Here is a 21,160-nt window from a genome sequence, read left to right as displayed (position 1 = left end):
AAATAGAGATGATGGACCTGTTTAATGAGATAACTGAGTTTAAAACCTCAATCGCGATTCGGAAGAAATTGGTGGAGTATAGTGTGGTTAAGACCTTTAAAGAGGGTGAAGACATTCTCCGGGAAGGATCGTATATCCATGGAATTCCCATCATTGCGACTGGAAGTGTGAGGGTTATGCGTACCAATGACGATGGAAGGGAGATTCTGCTTTACTATCTGAAGACCGGAGAAAGCTGTGTAATGTCTATTCTGGGTGGACTGCATAATGACACCAGTAAGGTAAAGGCTGTTGCAGAAGAGGATACTGAGATATTTTTTATTCCGAATGATAAACTGGCCTCATTGATAAAAGAGTTTCCACAATTTCTCGATTATATTTTCAGACTCTATCACAAGCGATTTGAGGAATCATTGGACATCATTAATGAGATTGCTTTCAAGAAAATGGATGAGCGTTTATTGGCTCTTTTGGAAAAGAAGAGAGAGATTTATCATGATCAGACTATCAATATTACTCATGAACAGCTTGCCAATGAACTTGGAACCGCACGAGTAGTAATTTCACGCTTATTAAAGCAGCTTGAGGAGTATGGCGTTGTCAGTCTGGGGCGTAATAAAATAACAATTATAAAGCCACTTAAAGATTTTCACATTTAACCGGTTGTTATCCTAACTTTTTTATTAAAAATTTCCTTATGTAACAAAAGTAGCTGACCAAGATTTTCATATGCTCTACATTTGTCCCGGATTTAAATGAATGGGACAATGAAAGAAAAAATGAAAACAATCAGATTACTTACCGCTGCACTGTTTCTTGCGGCGGGCTTCTCAACTGTTTATGCGCAGACACAACCAACCTATCTGAGTCTGAATGAAGCTCTAGAAAAGGCTTTGAAGCAAAACAAACAAATTCAAATCACTTCGCAAGATGAGAAGATTGCACACTCCGAATTTGGAAAAAGTAATGCAATCTTTTTGCCTCAGGTAAATGTTTCGTATTCGGCGATGGTCACAAACGACCCGCTCAACGTGTTTGGATTCAGACTGAAGCAACAATCCGTTACGGCTGAGGACTTTAATCCGGCATTGCTTAATAGTCCCGGAGCATTTGAGAATTTCAATACGAATATTGAAGTGCAAATGCCTTTAATCAATCTTGATCTTATCTACAAACGAAAAGCTGCAGCTGCTCAGATGGAGTCGGCCCGATATGGCACACTGCGAATGAAAGAGTACATCGTTTTTGAAGTGAAGAAAGCTTATCTTCAACTGCAGCTTGCTTATCGCGAAAAAAAAGTGGTGGAAGAGGCATTGGCAACTTCAAAAGAGGTATTTGCTTCCGTAGAGCGTTTTTATGCACAAGGATTGATTCGTAAATCGGATGTACTTAATGCTAAAGTGCATGTAAGTGGTTTGGAAACAAACCTTGAAAAAGCCGGAAGCGGCATATCAAATGCTTCTGATTATCTAAGCCTACTAATGGGGCGTCCTGTCGGCACCATTTACCGGTTAGACGAATCAACTTCTATCCTTACAGATAAGAATAATTCTGTTTCCCCTCTTCGTGCAGACTTTCAGGCTCTGGAAAAGGCTGCAAAATCTGTCGGAATGATGAAGAAGTCTTACGGCTTTTCACTCGTCCCAAGGCTGAATGCTTTTGGAAGCTATCAGTGGAATGATAAGAAATTTGCCTCTTTTGGCTCTGATAGTTACATGCTTGGGGTGAGTTTGTCGTGGACAATCTTCAATGGCAATCAAAGCAAGTATGGCACCCGCTCGGCAAAGTTGCAGGAAATGAAACTGCAGGAACAACTGGCTGACCAGAAGATGAAAGCCGAACTGGAATATACTAAAACAAGCAGAGACCTGGATGATATAGCCTTTGAACTACAAAAGCAGAATGATATGGTTGAACAGGCTGCGGAAGCACTCCGGATTGTAAAGGACCGATTTAGTCAGGGACTGGAGAAGACCACCGATGTTCTTGTTGCGCAAACACAACTATCGGCTCAGCAGTTAAATTACGCCCGTGATCTTTACAAACAAAACCTCACGGCAGCTTATATGGAGTTTATTACTTCAAATGGAACGAATAATCAATAATCACAAATTTAAATACATATTTATGAAATCAATTAGATATATATCTGTGTCAATCCTTTCTCTTGCAATAGTTGGAGGAATATTTCAGGCTTGTTCTTCCTCAGAAAACGAGAATAAAAAGAAAGAAGAGGTTGTTTCGGTTGAAACAGCATTGCCATCTTCTTCAAATGAATCGGGTATAGTGGCCAGCGGACAGATTGAATCGGGTCAGACAGCCGTAATCAGTACCCGGATTATGGGTGGAATAAGCAGGATGTATGTGAAAGCCGGCGATAGAGTTGTGAAAGGACAGCTTCTGGTCACAATTTCAAATGCAGATATACTGGCTCAAAGGGCACAGGCCGATGCGGCAATTGCCGAAGCTAAAGCGGCAGTTGCTGTATCTTCTAAGGATGTAGAGCGATTCAAGCAACTGTATCAGCAACAAAGTGCCTCGGCAAAAGAGCTTGAGAATATTACATTGCAGCACCAATCAATCAGCTCTAAGCTGGAGTCGGCAATTCAAATGAAAAATCAGGTAAATGCACAGTTAGCCTATACCCGCATAACCGCTCCTTTTTCAGGGGTGATTACAAAGAAATTCGCAGACGAAGGAAGCATGGCCAATCCTGGAATGCCTCTTTTAGCTCTGGAACAGGCTGGTAACTTTCAAGCGGTAGTCTCGGTTCCGGAATCAGATATAGCAAATATCCGCCAAGGAGCCGTGGTTAATCTCACGGTGAAGTCTCTGGGCGTTACTTTCTCGGGAACAATTTCGGAGATAAGTCCCTCTTCTCAGTTCTCAGGAGGACAATACGGAGTGAAAATAGCAATAACAGATAATATGCCATCGGGAATCAAGGCGGGTATGTATGTCAATGTTTTGATACCGGGAGAGCGTGTGACACAAGATAAAGCAGCAAGAGTGAGCGTGCCGACTACAGCACTTGTAACAAAAGAACAACTCACAGGGGTTTATGTGGTAAGCAGCGACAAAAGGGCATTGCTCCGCTGGATTAGGTTGGGCAAGCAGATGGGGGACCGGGTAGAAGTATTGTCCGGACTGGCGCCGGATGAGCGGTTTGTATTGAACGCTCACGGACGCATATATAATGGTTGCAAAGTGAATGAATCAAAATAAGTAACGACTGAAAAGAATATAAGATATGAAAGAAGGTTTTGCCGGCAGATTGGCGAAAGTATTTATTCGCTCAAAGCTATCTGTACTATTGATGATTGCTTTCTTGCTCCTCGGAGCATTCAGCATCTATTTAATACCACGTGAGGAAGACCCACAGATTGAGGCTCCTATGGCAGATATCATGGTGGCTTATCCCGGGGCTGCACCATCCGAGGTAGAGAATCGGGTATCAGTTCCCTTAGAAAAGTTGCTTTCGAATGTAAAAGGGGTGGAGTATGTATATTCCACCTCCATGAACGGACAAGCAATGGTTTCCGTTCAATTCTACGTAGGGCAGGACATGGAGCGTTCTTTGGTAAAGCTTTACACAGAGATAATGAAGCACATGGATGAGATGCCGCAAGGGGTTTCAATGCCGTTAATCAAGACAAGGGCTATTGATGATGTGCCTGTGATGGCTCTCACGTTATGGAGCGAACATTATGGAGACTATTCCTTGCGTCAGATGGCCGAGGTAATTTCGACCGAGTTGAAGAAAGTGCCGGATGTAGCCGCCATTACAATACTCGGTGGCCGAAGCAAAGAGATAAAGGTGGTTCTTGATAAGGACAAAATGACCGGAAATCATCTCGATATGGCTGGCATTTCGAAGTTCATTCAAGGTAGCAACATGCAGCTGACTGCAGGAAATATCCTGAGCGGAGATTCTGTTATCTCGGTACAGGCAGGTAGTTTTCTGAAAACTGCTGCTGATGTGGCCAATCTAGTGGTGGGAGTGAATGAGGGTATGCCGGTATACTTGCGGCAGATTGCGCAGGTGGAAGAGGGACCGGGCACAGCTGCTCAATATGTTTCTTACGGTGAGAAAAGTGATTTTCCTGCGGTGACTATAGCCATTGCCAAGAAAAGCGGTGTTGATGCCAAAAAGCTTGCCGGAAAGATTCAGGAAAAGGTGGAGCACTTAAAGAAGGAGTTGATTCCCTCGGATGTGAAGGTGACAACAACCAGGGATTATGGAAAGAGTGCCTCCGATAAGGTGTCTGAGCTTTTGCTCCATTTGTTTGTCGCTATTCTGGCCGTGACTTTGTTTGTCATGCTGGCTATGGGATGGAGAGGTGGACTGGTTATTTTCCTTTCGGTTCCGGTTACTTTCGCGCTAACCCTTTTTTCCTATTATTTTCTGGATTATACGCTTAACCGAATAACGCTTTTTGCGCTGGTCTTTGTTACGGGTATTGTTGTAGACGATTCTATTATTATTGCCGAAAACATGCATCGTCACTTTAAGATGAGACGTCTGCCTTTCACCCAGGCGGCAATCTATGCAATCAGTGAGGTGGGCAATCCAACTATTCTGGCCACTTTTACAGTTATCGCAGCAGTATTGCCCATGGCATTTGTTTCTGGACTGATGGGACCTTACATGAGCCCAATGCCTATTGGAGCGTCCATCGCTATGATTTTCTCATTATTGATAGCACTGACGTTGACTCCATATCTGGGTTATATATTTCTACGGACAAAGGAAGAAAAAACTCAAAAAGGAGAGCAGGAAGTCGACATGGAAAAGAGCAAAGTGTATAGAATCTATAAAAGTATCATCTATCCTTTGCTTGAATCAAGAAAGAAACGTTGGGCATTCATGCTTTCAACAGTTCTCCTTTTGCTTGTATCCATCTCCTTGTTCTTCACGAAATCTGTTCCGGTAAAGATGTTGCCTTTTGATAATAAGAACGAGTTTCAGGTAATAATTGATATGCCCGAGGGGACAAGTCTTGAAAGAACAGCAGCAGCAGCTAGAGAAATAGCAGCCCACATTGCAGCAAATCATAAGGAGGTGATAAACTATCAAACGTATGCAGGAGTATCCGGCCCCATCAACTTCAATGGTCTGGCCCGGCATTACGATTTGCGCAGAGGTGAGAATGTGGCTGATATTCAGGTCAATCTTTCGGATAAAGGAGAACGAAAACTTCAAAGTCATGATATAGCAAAGGCTGTCAGAACCGATATTCAACAATTGGCCATGAAATACAATGCTAATGTCAAGGTGGTGGAAGTGCCCCCCGGACCTCCGGTACTTTCAACATTGGTAGCTGAAATCTATGGCCCTGATTATAATGAACAGATGAAAATTGCCCGTCAGGTAAGAAGCTTATTAAATAAGACTTCTGGAGTAGTAGACGTTGACTGGATGGTTGAAGATGATCAAAAAGAGTATGTTTTTGATGTGGATAAAGAAAAGGCAATGCTCCGTGGAGTTGCACCGGCGCAGGTAATAGCAGCAGTTTATTCGGCAGTATCCGGTGAAATTGTAGGAGTAGCACATCAAGAGAACTCAACTGTGCCGGTTCCTGTAAAACTTCAACTTCGGGATGCTTATAAAAACGATATCAGTAATTTACGTAACCTGACAGTCGTAAATCAACGCGGAGAGAGTGTTCCTGTAGGCGACTTGGTAAAGATCTCTGAAAAGAATAAAGAGAAGAGTATTTACCGAAAGAATCAGAAGCGAGTGGTATATGTTGTTGGCGATATGGCTGGCAAGCTGGAGAGTCCAGTCTATGCCATGAGTGATGTCTCGACTCATCTTAAAGAGATAAAGCTACCGGCAGGTTACCGTTTGCAAGAAAATTATAATAGTCAGCCAAAGTTTGAAGATGAATTTACCCTTAAATGGGATGGCGAGTGGCAGATAACTTATGAAGTGTTCCGCGATTTGGGGATTGCTTTCCTGGTAGCGGTTATTATTATCTATCTGCTTATTATCGGATGGTTCCAGAACTTTACAGTCCCGCTTATTATGCTGACGGTGATTCCGCTTTCACTCATAGGAATTGTGCTGGGACACTGGATGATGGGCACTTTTTTCAGTGCTACTTCCATGATTGGATTCATTGCTCTGGCTGGTGTAATGGTGCGTAACTCCATCCTGCTGATAGACTTTATAAATATTCGCCTTAAGGATGGTATTCCTTTGAAACAAGCTATTCTGGAATCGGGAGCAGTAAGAAGTATTCCAATTTTGCTTACGGCAGGTACTGTCGTTCTGGGAGCTATCGTTATCCTTTTCGATCCGTTGTTTCAGGGACTGGCAATCTCATTAATGGGAGGTACTGTTACTGCAACACTTCTTACCCTTGTGGTAGTTCCATTGCTCTATTTCAAATTAATGCGTAACAAATTTAAATGAAAATAATATGAAACTATTAGTAGTAACCAGTTTAGCTGAATTTTCCGATAAAGTGGCGGAGATGCTTACTAATTCAGGAATTACGGTTTTCAGCAGAACAGAGACGACAGGGTTTAAGGCAACTCACCGACCTAACTTACTTGATAATTGGTACGGTAGCTCCAATGGCAAATTTAATTCAATGTTCTTCTTTGCTTTTACAAGCGAAGAGGCAGCACGTAATATGCTTAATTCAATCAATAAATGCAATGAAGAGAAAAACGAACGTTTTCCGGTCAGAGGATTTATTCTTCCGGTTGAGGCTTCAACAATGAAAGAACTATAAGAGCAGCAAGAGAGAATCAAAAAGTGTTCTCCAATCTGAAAGAAACATAGTTTGTAACTCTTCCCAATAAAGAGAGCCATTTTCAATCCACACAACAGATTGGAAATGGCTCTTTCAACGCTTTCAGACTTGGTTAAACTTTAATCAGTAGCTTTAGCTTTCTTGAACTTGACTTTTAACCAACCTCTTTTATTTGTTTATTTTGAATATTCTTATTACCTATGAGCAATCCGAACAAAATTAGTTATTTTCCTACTCAGAACTTTAATGCCGTTAAAGACGAACTTTTTCCCTTCGTGCAGATTTGCCTGCGTTTCGCAAAGATATATTTCCGGGTTCTTCGATGCAAGGTATATAAACTCCGTATCGAACAGGAATTGATTTATTTTAGTTCTTAAAAGAATCTCTTTGCCCTTGCGGCTCATTCCGGTAAGTCCTCCCTGGGTGTCGTTTATCCTGATTCCAAGTACAATCCAATTGAGAAGCCATGAGAATATAGAAACGAACCAACGAAAAAGGTCAAGTCCGGCATGGTGGTAATAATCATTATTACGTGCTCCAACAACGACATCGTATCCTTCCTCCAATTTCTTGATGATGGATTTCATGCTTTCCAAATCATAAGGAAAATTCCAGTTAGTATATATGGCCATTGACGAGCAAGAATTTTCCATTCCCTTTCTAAGCGCATATCCTTTACCTCTGTTTTCGAGATAACTGATAAGTTGAGCATTTGGAAGAAGAGTTTTAAAACGTCCTATTTCGTTCTCACTCATCCGTAAGGAAGAGCCATCATTTACTACAATCAGGTGAAAAAGTTTATCGGGGAAATAGAGATTCATTTGGTTCATCTTATCGTGAATCAGTTCAGGCCAGTTTGCCGTAGGGTTATAGCATGGCAACACTATATCAATCTCATTATTATGGTTTGATATCATTTGCGGACTCTCTTCTTTTTGAGGTATTCCCTCTTTCAGGCAGAAGTTCAGAAAACAAAGTTCATAACAAATTTTGAACCAAATAATTATGCAGGGTAATGATTTCAAGGCAAATGGAAATATAAAGCTTCTACGTATTTCGGGAGGAAACATGTCGCTGCTTGATAATCCGGTAAGAAAGAATGCAAAGATTAAAAGTGTCATATTGAAAGAACTGCTTCTGGAAGGGGTATTTATGTACCACAAGGTAACAGCAATCATTGCGATAATGTAGGAACCCGACTCGCTGAAAGTGCTGAACAGCACTATGAAAAGCAGCGATGAGGCTAACATCATCATGCGAAAGCTTTTAGAACGATACTGTTTTATCCTGCAAAAGGGTAGAATGAAGAGTATAATACCCGGAATGGCCAGCCATAAATCCGAATAGGTACCACTTCCACTTATTTTTCTGACCATTCCCAGTAGAGAGATGTTGTGGTATCTGGCAAACATATTCAGATTGTTTTCTGAAATTAGCTCCTTTAACCAAGAATAGTATTGAGTCCACACATATTCGTTTGAGGTGTACGACATTGGAAGTAAAAACATGAGTAATCCCCAAAAAAGACATGAAAAAATAAGTCTTTTCTTATTTTTGGAAAAGGGGAGAAAAGCAAGACCTATTACTCCGTAACCTGAAGTAAATGTTCCCAGCATTATGAAGAATGCAGCAAAGAACTCTTTTTTTTGCTCAATAAGATGATAGCTAAGGATGATAAGGGCAGCCATTCCCACGTAAAATTGCTGTGAAGCGAGAGAGTTGTAAAGCTCAAAAATACACAGGAGATAGATGAATAGATGCTTATTTCTGCTGACGGGAAGTTTTCGTATGGCATAGTATAATAACCACGCATTGGCAGTTACCCATAAAACAATTCCGAAAATATTAGGTAGAACAGAGAACGGGGCAATAAGTGCACTGAAGAATACTCCATAGTGGCTCACTCCAAAATACTCTTTAGGATAAACATCGTAAAGAGGAAGCTGATGGCGGGCGTGCCAGAATACATTTCTTAATATGCGGTAGTTATTGTATGTACCTCCGAAATATTTTAGAATCCCGCAGGTAACTGAAGTGACTATCCAAAGTGTAAATATAAACCGATAATCTTTGAATAAAAGATTGCTGAGAAACGAGTCCTTTTTTCTATTCATTGTAGTTTTAATAATAGTAGATTCAGCTAGATATTAAAACATATAAAAATAGATTATTTTTGGTTCTTTATTTTATATTCTGCAAAATTTGGTGTTAAAAAAGTATAATTGATCGTTTGAGTCTATTCAATTAAGCGGTTTTGCTTTTGCGTTTGTTTCTAACCACCTCAATGATAGCCGGAAGAATCGAAACAAATATTATCAGTATAATCAGGAACTTGATATTATTCTGAACAATTTCAAGAGTTCCTAGGAAGTAACCTAAGTATGTGAGCAGAGTCACCCAAATAATTCCTCCAACAATATTGTAATGAGCAAAATGACGATAGCTCATGTGTCCCATTCCTGCAACAAATGGCGCAAATGTGCGGACAATTGGAACAAATCGTGCCAGAATAATGGTTTTACCACCATGCTTTTCATAAAAAGCGTGTGTTTTTTCCAGATAACTTTGCTTGAAAATTTTAGAATTCGGATTACTGAAGAGCTTTTCCCCGAAGAAACGCCCAATGATATAATTGGAAGCGTCGCCCAATATGGCAGCTATAATAAGTAATAAAACCAACAGATGAATATCCATGTTATTTGTTCCGATGGCGGCAACAGTTCCTGCAACGAACAATAAAGAATCTCCGGGTAGAAATGGAGTAATAACCAAGCCTGTTTCGCAGAAAATAAGGATAAATAAAATTGCGTAAATCCAGATGCCGTATTCAGCAACAAGCATAGGTAGTTGTTTGTCTATGTGAAGCGCGAAATCGATAATGTATTGGATGTATTCCATGGCTATTACTTTTTTATAATTGACGTGCAAAAATAGGAATAAATTCTAAAGCATTCAATAAAAAATGCTTTATTAAACAATTTTATCTAATAATGAATCTAATCACTCGGTAAGGAGATAGATAGGAGTATTTAGGAAATAGCTTTCAAGAACAAACTTTGCGGATATCTAGTTTGGCATCATAAAAAACGTAACCGCCTTTTTATTAAAGTTCCGCCGTCCTTTTAAAAAACATAACCGAATGTTTGCACAAACCTCGTTGTGTTTTTATCCTCTGTTACGAGAATAAAAATTTATTTCTGGAAATAAATGCCTTATGTTAGAAAAAGGTTGAATACTCCTTTGGTTTATGAGGTTCTCTTTATGCTTATGAGAATAATAAATAAATAATTTTTCAGGACGAATTGATATTGAATAGATGTTTCAGAATGATTAAAACAAAATAGGGTGAAATCGCTATTGCAATTCACCCTATCTCATTTCAGTGTGGATTATCCATTAATTGAATGTTATTTCTACTTTTTTCCCTTTGTATACGGGGATCTCAATGAATTTCTCATTCTTGAATTTCTTATTGATATCTTTACCTTTTACCGTTACCGTTGAAACACCTTCGGGGATTCTTAATTTGTATGTGCCGCCGTAAGCCGATTCGATAGAACATTTCGTCGGTTTTCTATTTTCCCAGCTGAGAGTCACGGTTGCTCCGCCACGTGCCCTCAGCCCGTTAAAGCTACCTTCGTTCCAGCTGTTAGGAAGAGCCGGAAGCAGGTTAATGAACCCTTCGTGACTTTGCAACAGCATTTCCATGATTCCGGCAGAACCGCCGAAGTTACCATCTATCTGAAAAGGAGGATGAGCGCAGAATAGGTTAGGGTAGGTACCACTCTCTCTTCTGCTTGGAGTTTCAGGTTTATAGCTCGGGTTGAGCAAACTTTTGAAAAGTTTATAAGCACGGTTGCCATCGCCTAGTCTGGCCCAGAAATTCAGTTTCCAAGCACGCGACCATCCTGTTGCCTCGTCACCTCTTCTGTTGAGGGTAACCCTGCATGCTTCCGCCAGGTCGGGAGTTTTGCTCAATGTTATCTGGTTGCCCGGATGCAGACCATACAAATGAGACACGTGGCGATGGTGTACATCTGTTTCTTTATAATCTTCCAGCCACTCCAGCAAGTAGCCTTCTTTGCTGACTTGGAAAGGTGGCAGTTTCAAAGATGCAGCGGTCAGCTGCTTACGGTACTCTTCGTCCACTCCCAATATTTTAGAAGCCTTGATTACATTCGAGAAAAGTTCGCGCACAAGTTCGTTGTCCATTGTTGGCCCCATGCAAATGCTGACATCGCTTTTTCCGTCTTTTGCATAGAAACTGTTCTCAGGCGAAGAGCTTGGAGCTGTCACTAGCCATCCGTGTGTAGGCTCTTCAACCATGGTCGACAGGAAGAACTCTGAAGCGCCTTTCAATGTTGGGTAAATCTGTTTAAGGTATGATTGACCATCTTCGGTTCTGTTATCGCCCAGATATTCATAATGGTCCCATAAATGTGCGCAAAGCCAGGCACCACCAGTGTTAGTTGCCCCCCAGGATGGGTGTTCGCCCGGAGCGGTGTAATTCCATACATTGGTCATCATGTGCGCAACCCATCCTTTGGCATCTTTTCCGTAAAAAGCTTTTGCCGAAGATTCGCCCGGGGGAACCAGATTGTTTGTCAGAGATACAAACGGTTGGAACTGATCGGCAAGATTTCCCGGTTCCATAAGCCAGTAGTTCATTTGCAGGTTGATGTTGAGGTGATAGTCTCCGTTCCAGGGAGTGCTAAGTGTATTTGCCCACAATCCCTGAAGATTGGGTGGGAGGGTGTTTGCCCTTGTGCTGCTGATAAACAGGTAACGTCCGAATTGCATGTAAAGCGCTGCCAACGCCGGGTCGTCTTCCAGCTGGAACATACGAATGCGTTCGTCAGTTGGCAGGTCTTGTTTAAGCTGACTATTGGCTGTCATTGAGTTTGGATTTCCCAAAGTCAGGTTTACCCGGCCGAATAACGAGGAATAATCTTCAATATGCTCTTTTTTGAGTTTATCATACGAAATGCCGAAGGCTTTAGCCATCAGAACATCCACAAGCGATTTATATTGCACTCCGGCAAGGTTGAAATCGGTTCCGGCAGAGATATAGAGTTCAACACTGTTTGCATTCTTGATTTCCAGTCCCTGATTGGTAACAGCAACTGTTCCTCCGTGAGTTTTGGCCCTTAGTTTAGCTAGGAATGAAACTCCATCCTTGTCTTTTACACCACTTTTCAGTGTACCCTCCATGACAAGCTGATTTTTGTCTGCACTAATCTTAGCATTTTCCGGACGGTTGAACATGACCTTAAATGAAATGGCGCCTATTGCCTTTGGGGCACTTATTCTGATTACCATTACATCTTTGTTGCGTGAAACGAAATATTCGCGCACATATTCAATACCGTTTCTGAAAAAAGAGGTCTTGGCTACGGCAGAGTTCAGGTCAAGCTCACGCTCGTACGAATCAGGTTTGTTGTATTCGGGTGAGTTCTTTTTAGCAGATTTGTTGTATGTGTAATCAACAATCAGGTTTCCAAGCATCTGGAAGCTTCCGTAAGGAGCATCCTTGCCATTTCCCTGATTGGAACCTACTCCACTTGGCACAAAGTGTTGATACATGACTTTTTGTGCCTCTTCGTTTTTCCCTTGAAAAAGGAGCTCCCTGATTTGTGGCAGATAGGTTGCAGCCTCGGGATTGTTATTATCCACCTCGGAACCCGACCACATAGATATATCATTCAGTACAATTCGTTCTTTGTTAATCCCTCCGTCGGGCATCATACCTAGACGTCCGTTTCCCAACGGCAGAGTCTCTTCCCATAACTGGGCAGGTGAAGTGTAATGTAGGCGAAGATTTGGGTCATAAGTACTCTGTTTCTTTTTTGCGCTCGCAGGAATGCTTACAGAAACGAGCAGCCCCAAAAAGAAAATGAGGAACTTAGTAAAGATTGTTTTCATAATGGTGGTTTGTTTTATTAGCTGTAAATTAATTAGGTCTTATTATTGTTGATGACGTATTTGGTACATAATAAGAATGCCCGGTTTTAAAATAGCCGGTTATCATTGAAAAGTTGTGCTTAGAGTAGTCGAATCAGATAAGGGACAAAAATAATTAATCCCACAGTTGCAGCAGCAAGGGCGCAGATAAGCACAGCCCCGGCTGCAATGTCTTTCACATCGCCGGCAATATAGTTCTCTTCGGGAGAAGTCAGGTCTACAAGTCTCTCAATGGCTGTATTGAATGCCTCAGCACTCAGCACCAATGCGATGGATAGCACGATTGCTATCCATTCGGCAGAGGTGATGTTGAGCAGGAATCCGCTGACTATAACTGCTGTTGTGATAGTCAGATGTATCCATGCATTGTGTTCTTTTCCTATAAAACTACCTATACCTTTCCAGGCATAGGTAAAACTTTTAATTCGCTTTCGTATACTGAATTTTTCCATGATCTTAGCTTCTGCTTACCTGCTTCACACCTTTTACACTTTGAAGCTTTTTAATCAATGCGTCCAGCCGTGACGTATCTTCAATAGAAACGGTAAGAGTTCCCGAAAATAGCCCGTCATTAGAGCTTATTCCGATAGACCTAAGTGTAACATCCTTTTCTTTTGAAATGATTGAGGTTATGTTAGTCACAATTCCGATATCATCATGCCCTACAACTTTCAGGGTGATAGGGTATTGCTTTCCTGCCGCCTTGCCTGCCCAGCGGGCCTTGACAATTCTGTAACCGAATCGGTCCATCATTTGAGGAGCATTCGGACAGTCTACCCGGTGAATCTTGATTCCTCCGCTGATAGTGACGAATCCAAAGACATCATCCCCATAGATAGGACTGCAGCATTTAGCCAGTTTAAAATCGAGCCCTTTCAGATTCTGGTCAATAACCAGGACATCTTCTTTTGCGCCTATTTCCTCCCTAGGAGCCTGAAGATTGTAAGTCTCCGCGCTTCTGTATGTCTGCTCCTCATGTGCTTCCGACTCTTTCTTCTGCAGTTCTGTGTACTTTTCCAGAATCTCGTTTACATCAAGCGTTTCATCAGCAATTCTCAGATAGAAATCGGTTACTGTTTTAAAGCCCAGTTTTTTAATCAACCGCATCAGAATCGCTTCATCGTAATCTATTTTACGGTTTTTAAACTTCCTCTGCAAGGTCTCCTTGGCAAAGTCGGTTTGTTTGCTCGCCATCTCCTTCAGTTCCAAACGGATTTTATTCCGGGCTTTAGACGTGGTTACAATGTTAAGCCAGTCCTGCTTAGGATATTGTGTGTTCGAAGTTGTAATTTCTACTTGATCACCGCTTTTTAGCTGCTGTTTAAGCTGAACATTCTTGCCATTCACTCGCGCACCTACACATTTGCACCCCAGTTTGCTGTGAATATGGAATGCAAAATCGAGTACGGTAGCTCCTTTAGGAAGCTTAAACAGGTCGCCTTTAGGGGTGAAGACAAACACCTCATCTTCGTAAAGGTCCAGCTTAAAGCGGTCCATAACCTTCATGGTGTCATCTTCCGCATTTTCAAGCGCTTCACGCACTGAAGTAAGCCATTCGTCCAATCCGCTTTCTCCTTTAACACCTTTGTATTTCCAGTGTGCGGCCAAACCTCTCTCGGCAATCTCGTCCATTCTTTGTGTACGGATCTGTACTTCCACCCATCTGCCTTCAGGCCCCATCACAGTAATATGCAGCGATTCGTATCCGTTGCTTTTGGGAATGGAAAGCCAATCACGTAAACGCTTCGGGTTAGGCTGATACATATCCGTTATAATGGAATATGCCTGCCAGCAATCTGATTTCTCTTTCTCAATCTCCGTGTCAATAATGATACGGATGGCAAACAGGTCATAAATTCCCTCGAAATTGGTCTTTTGTTTCACCATCTTGTTCCAGATGGAATGTATTGACTTGGTTCGCCCTTTTATGTCAAATTGCAGTCCGGCCTCTTCCAGTTTCGTTTTGATTGGTTCGATAAAAGCCTTTATGTACTTATCCCGGGATGCTTTTGTCTCATTCAGTTTATCTTTTATCTGATAATAAGTCTCTTTCCGGGTGTACTTAAGCGAAAGGTCTTCCAGCTCAGACTTTAGTTTGTAAAGCCCTAGTTTATGTGCTAGCGGAGCATATAGATATGCAGCTTCATTAGCCACTTTAAGCCGGTCTTCTGCATTCTGCGAATCTTTAATCTGACGCATGATATTTACCCGATCTGCAATCATGATCAGGATTACACGCATGTCTTCAGCAAAGGAAATCAACAGATTCCTGAAATTTTCAGATTCGACAGCCGGACTTTTGGCATACAGTTCGCTGGTTTTAACCAGACCTTTTATAATTACTGCCACATCTTCACCATACATTTCTCGTACGGATTCAAGGGTAAAGAAGTTGCTTTTAACCATGTCATGTAACATGATTCCTATCAGGCACGACCCTTTCATTCCAATTTCCTCGGAAACAATGATTGCAGTCTGCAAATCCCTGATTATAGGATTCATGTCAAAACTGTTGCGTTGCATGCAATTGGCTTCAATTGCCTGATGAAGATGCTGTCTTAGTTTTTGTTTATCTTCCTTGCTGATGCTGTCTCCCGCGGAAGTCAGTAGTCTTCTGTATAAAGAGCGCATTATTGTCAACTCTTCATCTGTGAAAAATGAGGTATCTTCCATAACGTTTCAATTTCTGAGGTAAAAATAGTTTTTTTCTTTCTTTTCTGGACTATGATAAATAAGTTTTTGTACATTTGGTGGTGAATTTAATATTTAAAAGCAATGATTAAACCTCAAGACAAAGAACTGCTTTCCCAAAAGGGTATATCTGAAATGCAGATCATCAAACAGCTGTCATGCTTTGAGAAAGGATTTCCTTATTTGAAACTTGAAGCTGCCGCATCTATAGAAAAAGGAATTCTGGCTCCGGATGCTGAAGAACAGAAACAATACCTTTCAGCATGGGACGAATATATCAAGGAAGATAATACAATTGTTAAATTTGTTCCTGCATCTGGTGCGGCCAGTCGCATGTTTAAAGATCTTTTTGAATTCCTGGAAGCTGATTATTCTCAGCCCGTAAAAGAGTTTGAAAAAGTTTTTTTTGCTCAAATAGCCGACTTTGCCTTCTACAATGATTTAAATACTGCATGTCTCAAGAATGAGAAACAAGATATTCCAACTTTGATTGCAGCTGGTAATTATAAAGCTGTTGTGGCTAATCTGCTTAATGAGAAAGGACTTAATTATGGATCACTTCCTAAGGGATTGCTTAAATTCCATAACTATGAAGAGGGAGCGCGTACCCCGATGGAAGAACATTTGGTAGAGGGAGCGCTATATGCGTCAGGAAAAGCCGGTAAAGCCAATGTTCATTTTACTGTTTCAGCAGAACACCGTGCTTTATTTGAATCTCTGGTGGCTGCGGTTATGAAAAAATATTCCGATAAGTTTAATGTAGAATATCATATTTCTTTCTCAGAACAAAAGCCCAGTACAGATACCATTGCAGCAGATATGAACAACAAACCCTTCCGCTCAGAAGATGGTAAACTGCTGTTTCGCCCTGGAGGACATGGTGCGTTGATTGAAAATCTGAATGATCTGGTTGCAGACATTGTTTTTATTAAAAACATTGATAATGTAGTTCCTGATAAGCTGAAGGAAGATACCGTGCATTATAAAAGACTATTGGGAGGTGTGCTGGTAACCTTACAAGCCCAAGCATTTAAATACCTGCAACTTCTGGATAGTGGCAAGTATACCCCTGAACAGATACGTGAAATTATACAGTTTGTGCAGAGAAAGTTATTCTGCAAGAATCCGGATACCAAGATTATGGAAGATGCCGACCTGGTACTTTACCTGAAGAATAAGCTTAATCGTCCTATGCGTGTATGCGGTATGGTGAAAAACGTGGGCGAGCCGGGTGGGGGACCATTCCTTGCTTATAATCCGGACGGAACTATTTCCTTGCAGATTCTTGAAAGCTCTCAGATTGATATGGCAGACCCGGAAAAGAAAGAGATGTTTGAAAAGGGAACTCATTTCAATCCGGTTGATTTGGTTTGTGCCGTGCGCGACTATAAGGGACATAAGTTCGATTTGGGAAGATATGTAGACCCCGAAACCGGTTTTATCTCTTATAAGTCAAAGAGCGGAAAAGAACTGAAGGCATTGGAACTTCCCGGACTTTGGAATGGTGCTATGAGCGACTGGAATACAGTGTTTGTGGAAGTGTCTCTTTCTACATTCAATCCAGTGAAAACCGTGAACGATTTGCTTCGTCCTCAGCATCAGAATAATTAACGAACGGAAAAATATTTAAGAGAAAAGGCTGTCTCAGGAAATTAAATCCGATATTAACGGAGATGTTCCTGAGGCAGCCCTCATTGTGTTTATATGATTGAAGTTATGATTTTATGATAAAAATGCGATAATATGACTAGGAGAGAGATTAGATAGGGGTTAGTCTGTTTGTAATTCTTTGAAATCATTGTTTTTATGATATAATTCCTGACCTCGATTATAGAATTTTGCCAGTCCAAACAATCTGTATGAGGATACAATAGCAGTATTTTCGTAATATTTTAGAGATTCTATCATGGCGGCAGCTACTTTCTGAGCATGGATCGGACGATGTTTTCTGTATAGGCCTATTATATTCAGCGTTCTCATTATTGAGAGTCCTACAGTTTCACTCAACCTTTTTTCTTTTCTTTCGCCATACAACTGCGAGGGACGTGCAATTATTATTTTTTTAAATGGCAGTTTAATAATTGCATCTTCCAATTCTCCTTTTATTCTCATATAAAAGAACGAAGATTTTGGATTGGCACCGCTTGATGAAACCAACACATATTCGCTTACTCCATTTCGTGAAGCGATATCTGCAAATCTGTATTGATAGATATAGTCTATTTCGTACTGTCTTTGTTTACTCCCGGCTTTTGCCAGCGTTGTTCCCATACACGAAAATAGTACATCTCCATTTACCAGTTGCTCCCATCTCTCTGGGGCGGAAAAATCAATAAGATGTTCTTTTAATTTAGGATTAGTGATGTTTAAAGAATTGCGTCCAAATACCACTACCTTTTCAAATTCCCGGTCTTTTAATAATAAATCAACCAGTTGAGCTCCCACAAGTCCAGTTCCTCCAATAACGTTCGCTGTTTTCATAGTGTTACTCATTTATATGCGAACTGCAAAAATAATAAAAAAAAGTTTATATTGTTTCTGTGAAAAGTTAAATTTTTCCTGATTTTTAAAAAAATAGAGTGTTTCCCTTTTTTCTTTATTGCAACTTGCTGTATTATCATCTCAGTAAAGGCTTATAACAAGATTTTATTCGTGCAAATGATTAGATAAATTAAAATGCAATGTTTTTAATTTATGAGACATTATTGTTTATATTTTGTTTGAGACAGGGTTGAAAATAGACATTAAAAATAAAACTGTTTAGTCCACATCTAGTTTTTTATTCTTTTTTGAAATTTAGCTATGCATTGTTATGAGTATTTTTTATTGATGACCATCGTTTATTCTTTCGAATTAAAACAAATATCAATGAAAGTGTGAAAATAAGTTGTAATTGATTCTCCTTTTTTAAATAAATGACTATTATTACTATATTTGTGAGATATACTAAATTCTAGGTACAAATAAAAAAAAGAAAAAAAATCATGAAGAAACTATTTTCAATTTTTCTCTTTAGTCTGTGTCTGACTAACGCAAGTGTGTCGAAAGCGGGCAATTATGACCTTATTCCTCTTCCGAACTCGATGGAAACGGGTAGTGGATACTTTACGCTGAATAATAAATGCGAATTTATTGTTCAGAAGGGTCTGGACAGTAAGTATGCCCAAGTGGCCGAAGATTTTGCCAAACAGCTGAATCTCACTTCAGGTATCAATATCAAGGTGGTTGCAAAGTCAGGTAAAAAGGCCGCTCGCAATACCATTACTTTTGTTCAGAACAAATCGATTCCGGCTGAAGGTTACAAACTGAATGTAGTAAATGACAGAGTGCTTATCGAAGCTTCTGCACCGGAAGGTTTTTTCCATGCTATTCAGACTGTAAAACAGTTGCTTCCAGCAGCTGTATATGGCAAAAAACTGGCAAACGACCAGAAATGGGAACTTCCTTGCACAAAGATAGAAGACACTCCTCGTTTTAAATATAGAGGAATGCATCTTGATGTAGCACGTCATTTCTTCGGAGTTGACGAAGTGAAGAAGTATATCGATGTACTGGCTGCTCACAAGTTGAATTATATGCACTTCCACCTAACAGAAGACCAGGGTTGGAGAATTGAAATCAAGAAATATCCTAATCTGACCAAAGTTGGAAGCATGCGTAAAGGTACAATGATTGGAAAGAACTTTGGAAGCAATGACGGAGTGCCTTACGGAGGTTTCTACACTCAGGACCAAATAAAGGAAATCGTTAAATATGCGCAAGACCGTTTTATCACAATTATTCCTGAAATAGACCTCCCGGGACACATGGTAGCTGCTTTGGCTTCTTATCCTGAACTGGGATGTACTGGTGGCCCTTACGAAGTTTCTACTCAGTGGGGAGTTCTTGATGATGTATTATGTGTTGGAAAAGAATCTACATTTACTTTCCTTCAAAATGTTTTGAGTGAAGTCCTTGAACTTTTCCCATCTAAATATATCCATATCGGTGGTGACGAATGCCCTAAGGTACGTTGGAAAGAGTGTCCGGTGTGTCAGGCTAAAATCAAAGAACTAGGTTTGAAAGCAGATGCTAAGCATTCAGCAGAAGAACGTTTGCAAAGCTATACAATGACTCGCATCGAAAAATTCCTGAACGACAAAGGACGTAGAATCATTGGTTGGGATGAAATCCTTGAAGGTGGACTTGCTCCTGATGCAACAGTTATGTCATGGAGAGGAATGGAAGGTGGTATCGAAGCTGCAAAGCAGGGACACGATGTAATTATGACTCCTAGCTCTCACCTCTATTTTGACCATTATCAGTCTCTCGATCCAAGAGAACCTCTTGCAATTGGAGGATATTCTTCTGTAGAGAGAGTTTATTCTTTTGAACCAATTCCTGCAGAACTGACAAAAGAAGAGGCTAAACATATTCTTGGTGCACAGGCAAATTTATGGACTGAATACATCCCGACAGAAAGTTATTTGGAATATATGTTGGTTCCACGTCTTGCTGCATTGAGCGAAGTACAATGGACAAACCCAGAAAAGAAAAACTATTCAGACTTTACCAACCGTATTAGTCACATTGCTGATATCTACGATGTGATGGGTTTGAATTATGCTAAACACATCTTTGAAGTTACAGCATCTTATGGTGTAAACAATGATAAGGGATGTGTGGAAGCTACTTTGAAAGCAATAGGAAATGCTCCAATATACTATACTATTGATGGAACTGAACCAACTGTAAATAGTAACAAATATACTGCACCAATTGAAATTCCTTATTCATGCACATTGAAAGCAATGGTCGACAGAAAGGATATGAAACTCCGCAATGTTGTACAATCATTCATTTTCAGTAAAACAACAGCAAAGAAGGCCACTCTGAGTACAAACCCAAACAAAGCGTATGCGTGTGCAGGTGCTGCTACCCTGGTTGATGGTATCCGTGGAAATCAAAGTTATAAAGCAGGATGGGTAGGCTTCCAAGCTGAACCGATGAATCTGACTATTGATTTGGCAGAAAATACAAAGCTATCATCTGTTCGTTTAGGAACTAACGTGGTTAAAGGTGACTGGATTTTCCCTCCAAAAGATATCACCGTTTATCTTTCAGCCGATGGAAAGGATTTCAAAGAAGTTGCTAAACTAGTTCTTCCTGAAGCTAAGAAAGGAGATAAGGATGGTGTAACTGAATACACATTAGGATTCCCAACTACACAGGCAAGATTCATTAAGGTTGTGGCGAATAATGTAACTTCAATGCCCGAATGGCATGGAGGTAAAGGTAAAGCTGCTTACCTGTTTGTTGATGAAGTTTGCGCAGAGTAATACAATAGCAACAAAAACTATATGAAAAAGGCATCCCCAAAGGATGCCTTTTTTTTATGTCGAAAAAAAAATGATTATCGGAGCTAACAAGATGAAGAGCATTAGTATCAAATCCCATCAATAAATTGATCAACTACCAGTCGGAGTAAGAATACTTATAATAAACTGCAATCAGTTTATTATAAACAACGGGATATATTATCCCAATCATGTACAAGATTCAACTCAATCATGTACACGATTACCTCTTAATCTTGTACATGATTGCCTCTAGATATGTACAAGATTGGATTAATTAATACCGTAGTTTTGGTTACTTCTCCCTGTTGTTTTGGTTAGTTTGTCCCGAACAGATGAGTAGTAGTTACATAACAAGGCAACATTAAGCTGCTTTTATCAGTTTTCTTTGCTGAAAAACCATTTATT

General features: G+C 40.4%; 13 protein-coding genes. 7 read left to right on the top strand and 6 right to left on the bottom strand.

Annotated elements, in window-relative coordinates; genetic code table 11:
• Positions 1 to 8: 8 nt before the first annotated feature.
• The 5 genes from ABWU87_RS05335 to ABWU87_RS05315 all read left to right on the top strand — a co-directional run bounded on the left by ABWU87_RS05335 (position 9) and on the right by ABWU87_RS05315 (position 6,743).
• Positions 9 to 659, top strand: coding sequence for a Crp/Fnr family transcriptional regulator (locus tag ABWU87_RS05335; RefSeq protein WP_353333949.1), 651 nt, complete (start codon positions 9 to 11; stop codon positions 657 to 659).
• 108 nt (positions 660 to 767) lie between these two features.
• Positions 768 to 2,105 (top strand): TolC family protein, encoded by a 1,338-nt coding sequence (locus tag ABWU87_RS05330; RefSeq protein WP_353333947.1) that lies wholly within the window; start codon positions 768 to 770, stop codon positions 2,103 to 2,105.
• A 22-nt stretch (positions 2,106 to 2,127) separates the two neighbouring features.
• A complete protein-coding gene (locus ABWU87_RS05325; RefSeq protein WP_353333945.1) occupies positions 2,128 to 3,225 on the top strand; it encodes an efflux RND transporter periplasmic adaptor subunit in 1,098 nt (365 codons plus the stop codon).
• 25 nt (positions 3,226 to 3,250) lie between these two features.
• The gene (locus tag ABWU87_RS05320; protein ID WP_353333943.1) at positions 3,251 to 6,418 is read left to right on the top strand and encodes an efflux RND transporter permease subunit; all 3,168 of its coding nucleotides are present in this window, start codon (positions 3,251 to 3,253) and stop codon (positions 6,416 to 6,418) included.
• 7 nt (positions 6,419 to 6,425) lie between these two features.
• The gene (locus ABWU87_RS05315) at positions 6,426 to 6,743 is read left to right on the top strand and encodes a hypothetical protein (RefSeq protein WP_353333941.1); all 318 of its coding nucleotides are present in this window, start codon (positions 6,426 to 6,428) and stop codon (positions 6,741 to 6,743) included.
• Positions 6,744 to 6,958: 215 nt separating this feature from the next.
• Here ABWU87_RS05315 and ABWU87_RS05310 read toward each other — a convergent pair whose 3' ends face one another.
• The 5 genes from ABWU87_RS05310 to ABWU87_RS05290 all read right to left on the bottom strand — a co-directional run bounded on the left by ABWU87_RS05310 (position 6,959) and on the right by ABWU87_RS05290 (position 15,398).
• Positions 6,959 to 8,878 carry a glycosyltransferase 87 family protein gene (locus tag ABWU87_RS05310; protein WP_353333939.1) on the bottom strand — a complete coding sequence of 640 codons (1,920 nt, stop codon included), beginning with the start codon at positions 8,876 to 8,878 and terminating at the stop codon, positions 6,959 to 6,961.
• Positions 8,879 to 9,008: 130 nt separating this feature from the next.
• Complete coding sequence (locus ABWU87_RS05305) at positions 9,009 to 9,662, bottom strand: DedA family protein (RefSeq protein WP_353333937.1); 654 nt, start codon at positions 9,660 to 9,662, stop codon at positions 9,009 to 9,011.
• Positions 9,663 to 10,160: 498 nt separating this feature from the next.
• Positions 10,161 to 12,686: a glycoside hydrolase family 95 protein gene (locus tag ABWU87_RS05300; protein ID WP_353333935.1), complete on the bottom strand. Its 2,526-nt coding sequence runs from the start codon at positions 12,684 to 12,686 to the stop codon at positions 10,161 to 10,163.
• Between the two features lie 119 nt (positions 12,687 to 12,805).
• Positions 12,806 to 13,177 carry a diacylglycerol kinase family protein gene (locus tag ABWU87_RS05295; RefSeq protein ID WP_353333933.1) on the bottom strand — a complete coding sequence of 124 codons (372 nt, stop codon included), beginning with the start codon at positions 13,175 to 13,177 and terminating at the stop codon, positions 12,806 to 12,808.
• 4 nt (positions 13,178 to 13,181) lie between these two features.
• The gene (locus ABWU87_RS05290) at positions 13,182 to 15,398 is read right to left on the bottom strand and encodes a RelA/SpoT family protein (RefSeq protein WP_353333931.1); all 2,217 of its coding nucleotides are present in this window, start codon (positions 15,396 to 15,398) and stop codon (positions 13,182 to 13,184) included.
• A gap of 102 nt (positions 15,399 to 15,500) precedes the next feature.
• On the opposite strand from ABWU87_RS05290, the gene ABWU87_RS05285 reads away from it, so the two are divergent.
• Positions 15,501 to 17,027, top strand: a complete 1,527-nt coding sequence (locus ABWU87_RS05285; RefSeq protein WP_353333929.1) for a DUF4301 family protein — start codon at positions 15,501 to 15,503, stop codon at positions 17,025 to 17,027.
• 159 nt (positions 17,028 to 17,186) lie between these two features.
• On the opposite strand, the gene ABWU87_RS05280 is transcribed toward ABWU87_RS05285, so the two are convergent.
• Positions 17,187 to 17,897, bottom strand: a complete 711-nt coding sequence (locus ABWU87_RS05280; RefSeq protein WP_353333927.1) for an NAD-dependent epimerase/dehydratase family protein — start codon at positions 17,895 to 17,897, stop codon at positions 17,187 to 17,189.
• A 503-nt stretch (positions 17,898 to 18,400) separates the two neighbouring features.
• Between ABWU87_RS05280 and ABWU87_RS05275 the strand changes: the two genes are divergently transcribed.
• Positions 18,401 to 20,734: a glycoside hydrolase family 20 protein gene (locus ABWU87_RS05275; RefSeq protein ID WP_353333925.1), complete on the top strand. Its 2,334-nt coding sequence runs from the start codon at positions 18,401 to 18,403 to the stop codon at positions 20,732 to 20,734.
• The last annotated feature ends 426 nt before the right edge of the window (positions 20,735 to 21,160 follow it).

Origin of the sequence: Bacteroides sedimenti, from assembly GCF_040365225.1 — a bacterium.
GTDB lineage: Bacteria > Bacteroidota > Bacteroidia > Bacteroidales > Bacteroidaceae > Bacteroides > Bacteroides sedimenti.
The sequence above is the reverse complement of the archived record's forward strand: the minus strand, read 5'-3'. Positions and strand labels throughout refer to the sequence as shown.

What these genes read in the sequence shown, in the direction of transcription:
- ABWU87_RS05330 (WP_353333947.1), top strand. Translation starts at nt 768, where the DNA reads ATGAAAGAAAAAATGAAAACAATCAGATTACTTACCGCTGCACTGTTT.
- ABWU87_RS05300 (WP_353333935.1), bottom strand. Translation starts at nt 12,686, where the DNA reads ATGAAAACAATCTTTACTAAGTTCCTCATTTTCTTTTTGGGGCTGCTC.
- ABWU87_RS05275 (WP_353333925.1), top strand. Translation starts at nt 18,401, where the DNA reads ATGAAGAAACTATTTTCAATTTTTCTCTTTAGTCTGTGTCTGACTAAC.
- ABWU87_RS05320 (WP_353333943.1), top strand. Translation starts at nt 3,251, where the DNA reads ATGAAAGAAGGTTTTGCCGGCAGATTGGCGAAAGTATTTATTCGCTCA.
- ABWU87_RS05315 (WP_353333941.1), top strand. Translation starts at nt 6,426, where the DNA reads ATGAAACTATTAGTAGTAACCAGTTTAGCTGAATTTTCCGATAAAGTG.
- ABWU87_RS05325 (WP_353333945.1), top strand. Translation starts at nt 2,128, where the DNA reads ATGAAATCAATTAGATATATATCTGTGTCAATCCTTTCTCTTGCAATA.
- ABWU87_RS05310 (WP_353333939.1), bottom strand. Translation starts at nt 8,878, where the DNA reads ATGAATAGAAAAAAGGACTCGTTTCTCAGCAATCTTTTATTCAAAGAT.
- ABWU87_RS05335 (WP_353333949.1), top strand. Translation starts at nt 9, where the DNA reads ATGATGGACCTGTTTAATGAGATAACTGAGTTTAAAACCTCAATCGCG.
- ABWU87_RS05295 (WP_353333933.1), bottom strand. Translation starts at nt 13,177, where the DNA reads ATGGAAAAATTCAGTATACGAAAGCGAATTAAAAGTTTTACCTATGCC.
- ABWU87_RS05280 (WP_353333927.1), bottom strand. Translation starts at nt 17,897, where the DNA reads ATGAAAACAGCGAACGTTATTGGAGGAACTGGACTTGTGGGAGCTCAA.
- ABWU87_RS05285 (WP_353333929.1), top strand. Translation starts at nt 15,501, where the DNA reads ATGATTAAACCTCAAGACAAAGAACTGCTTTCCCAAAAGGGTATATCT.
- ABWU87_RS05305 (WP_353333937.1), bottom strand. Translation starts at nt 9,662, where the DNA reads ATGGAATACATCCAATACATTATCGATTTCGCGCTTCACATAGACAAA.
- ABWU87_RS05290 (WP_353333931.1), bottom strand. Translation starts at nt 15,398, where the DNA reads ATGGAAGATACCTCATTTTTCACAGATGAAGAGTTGACAATAATGCGC.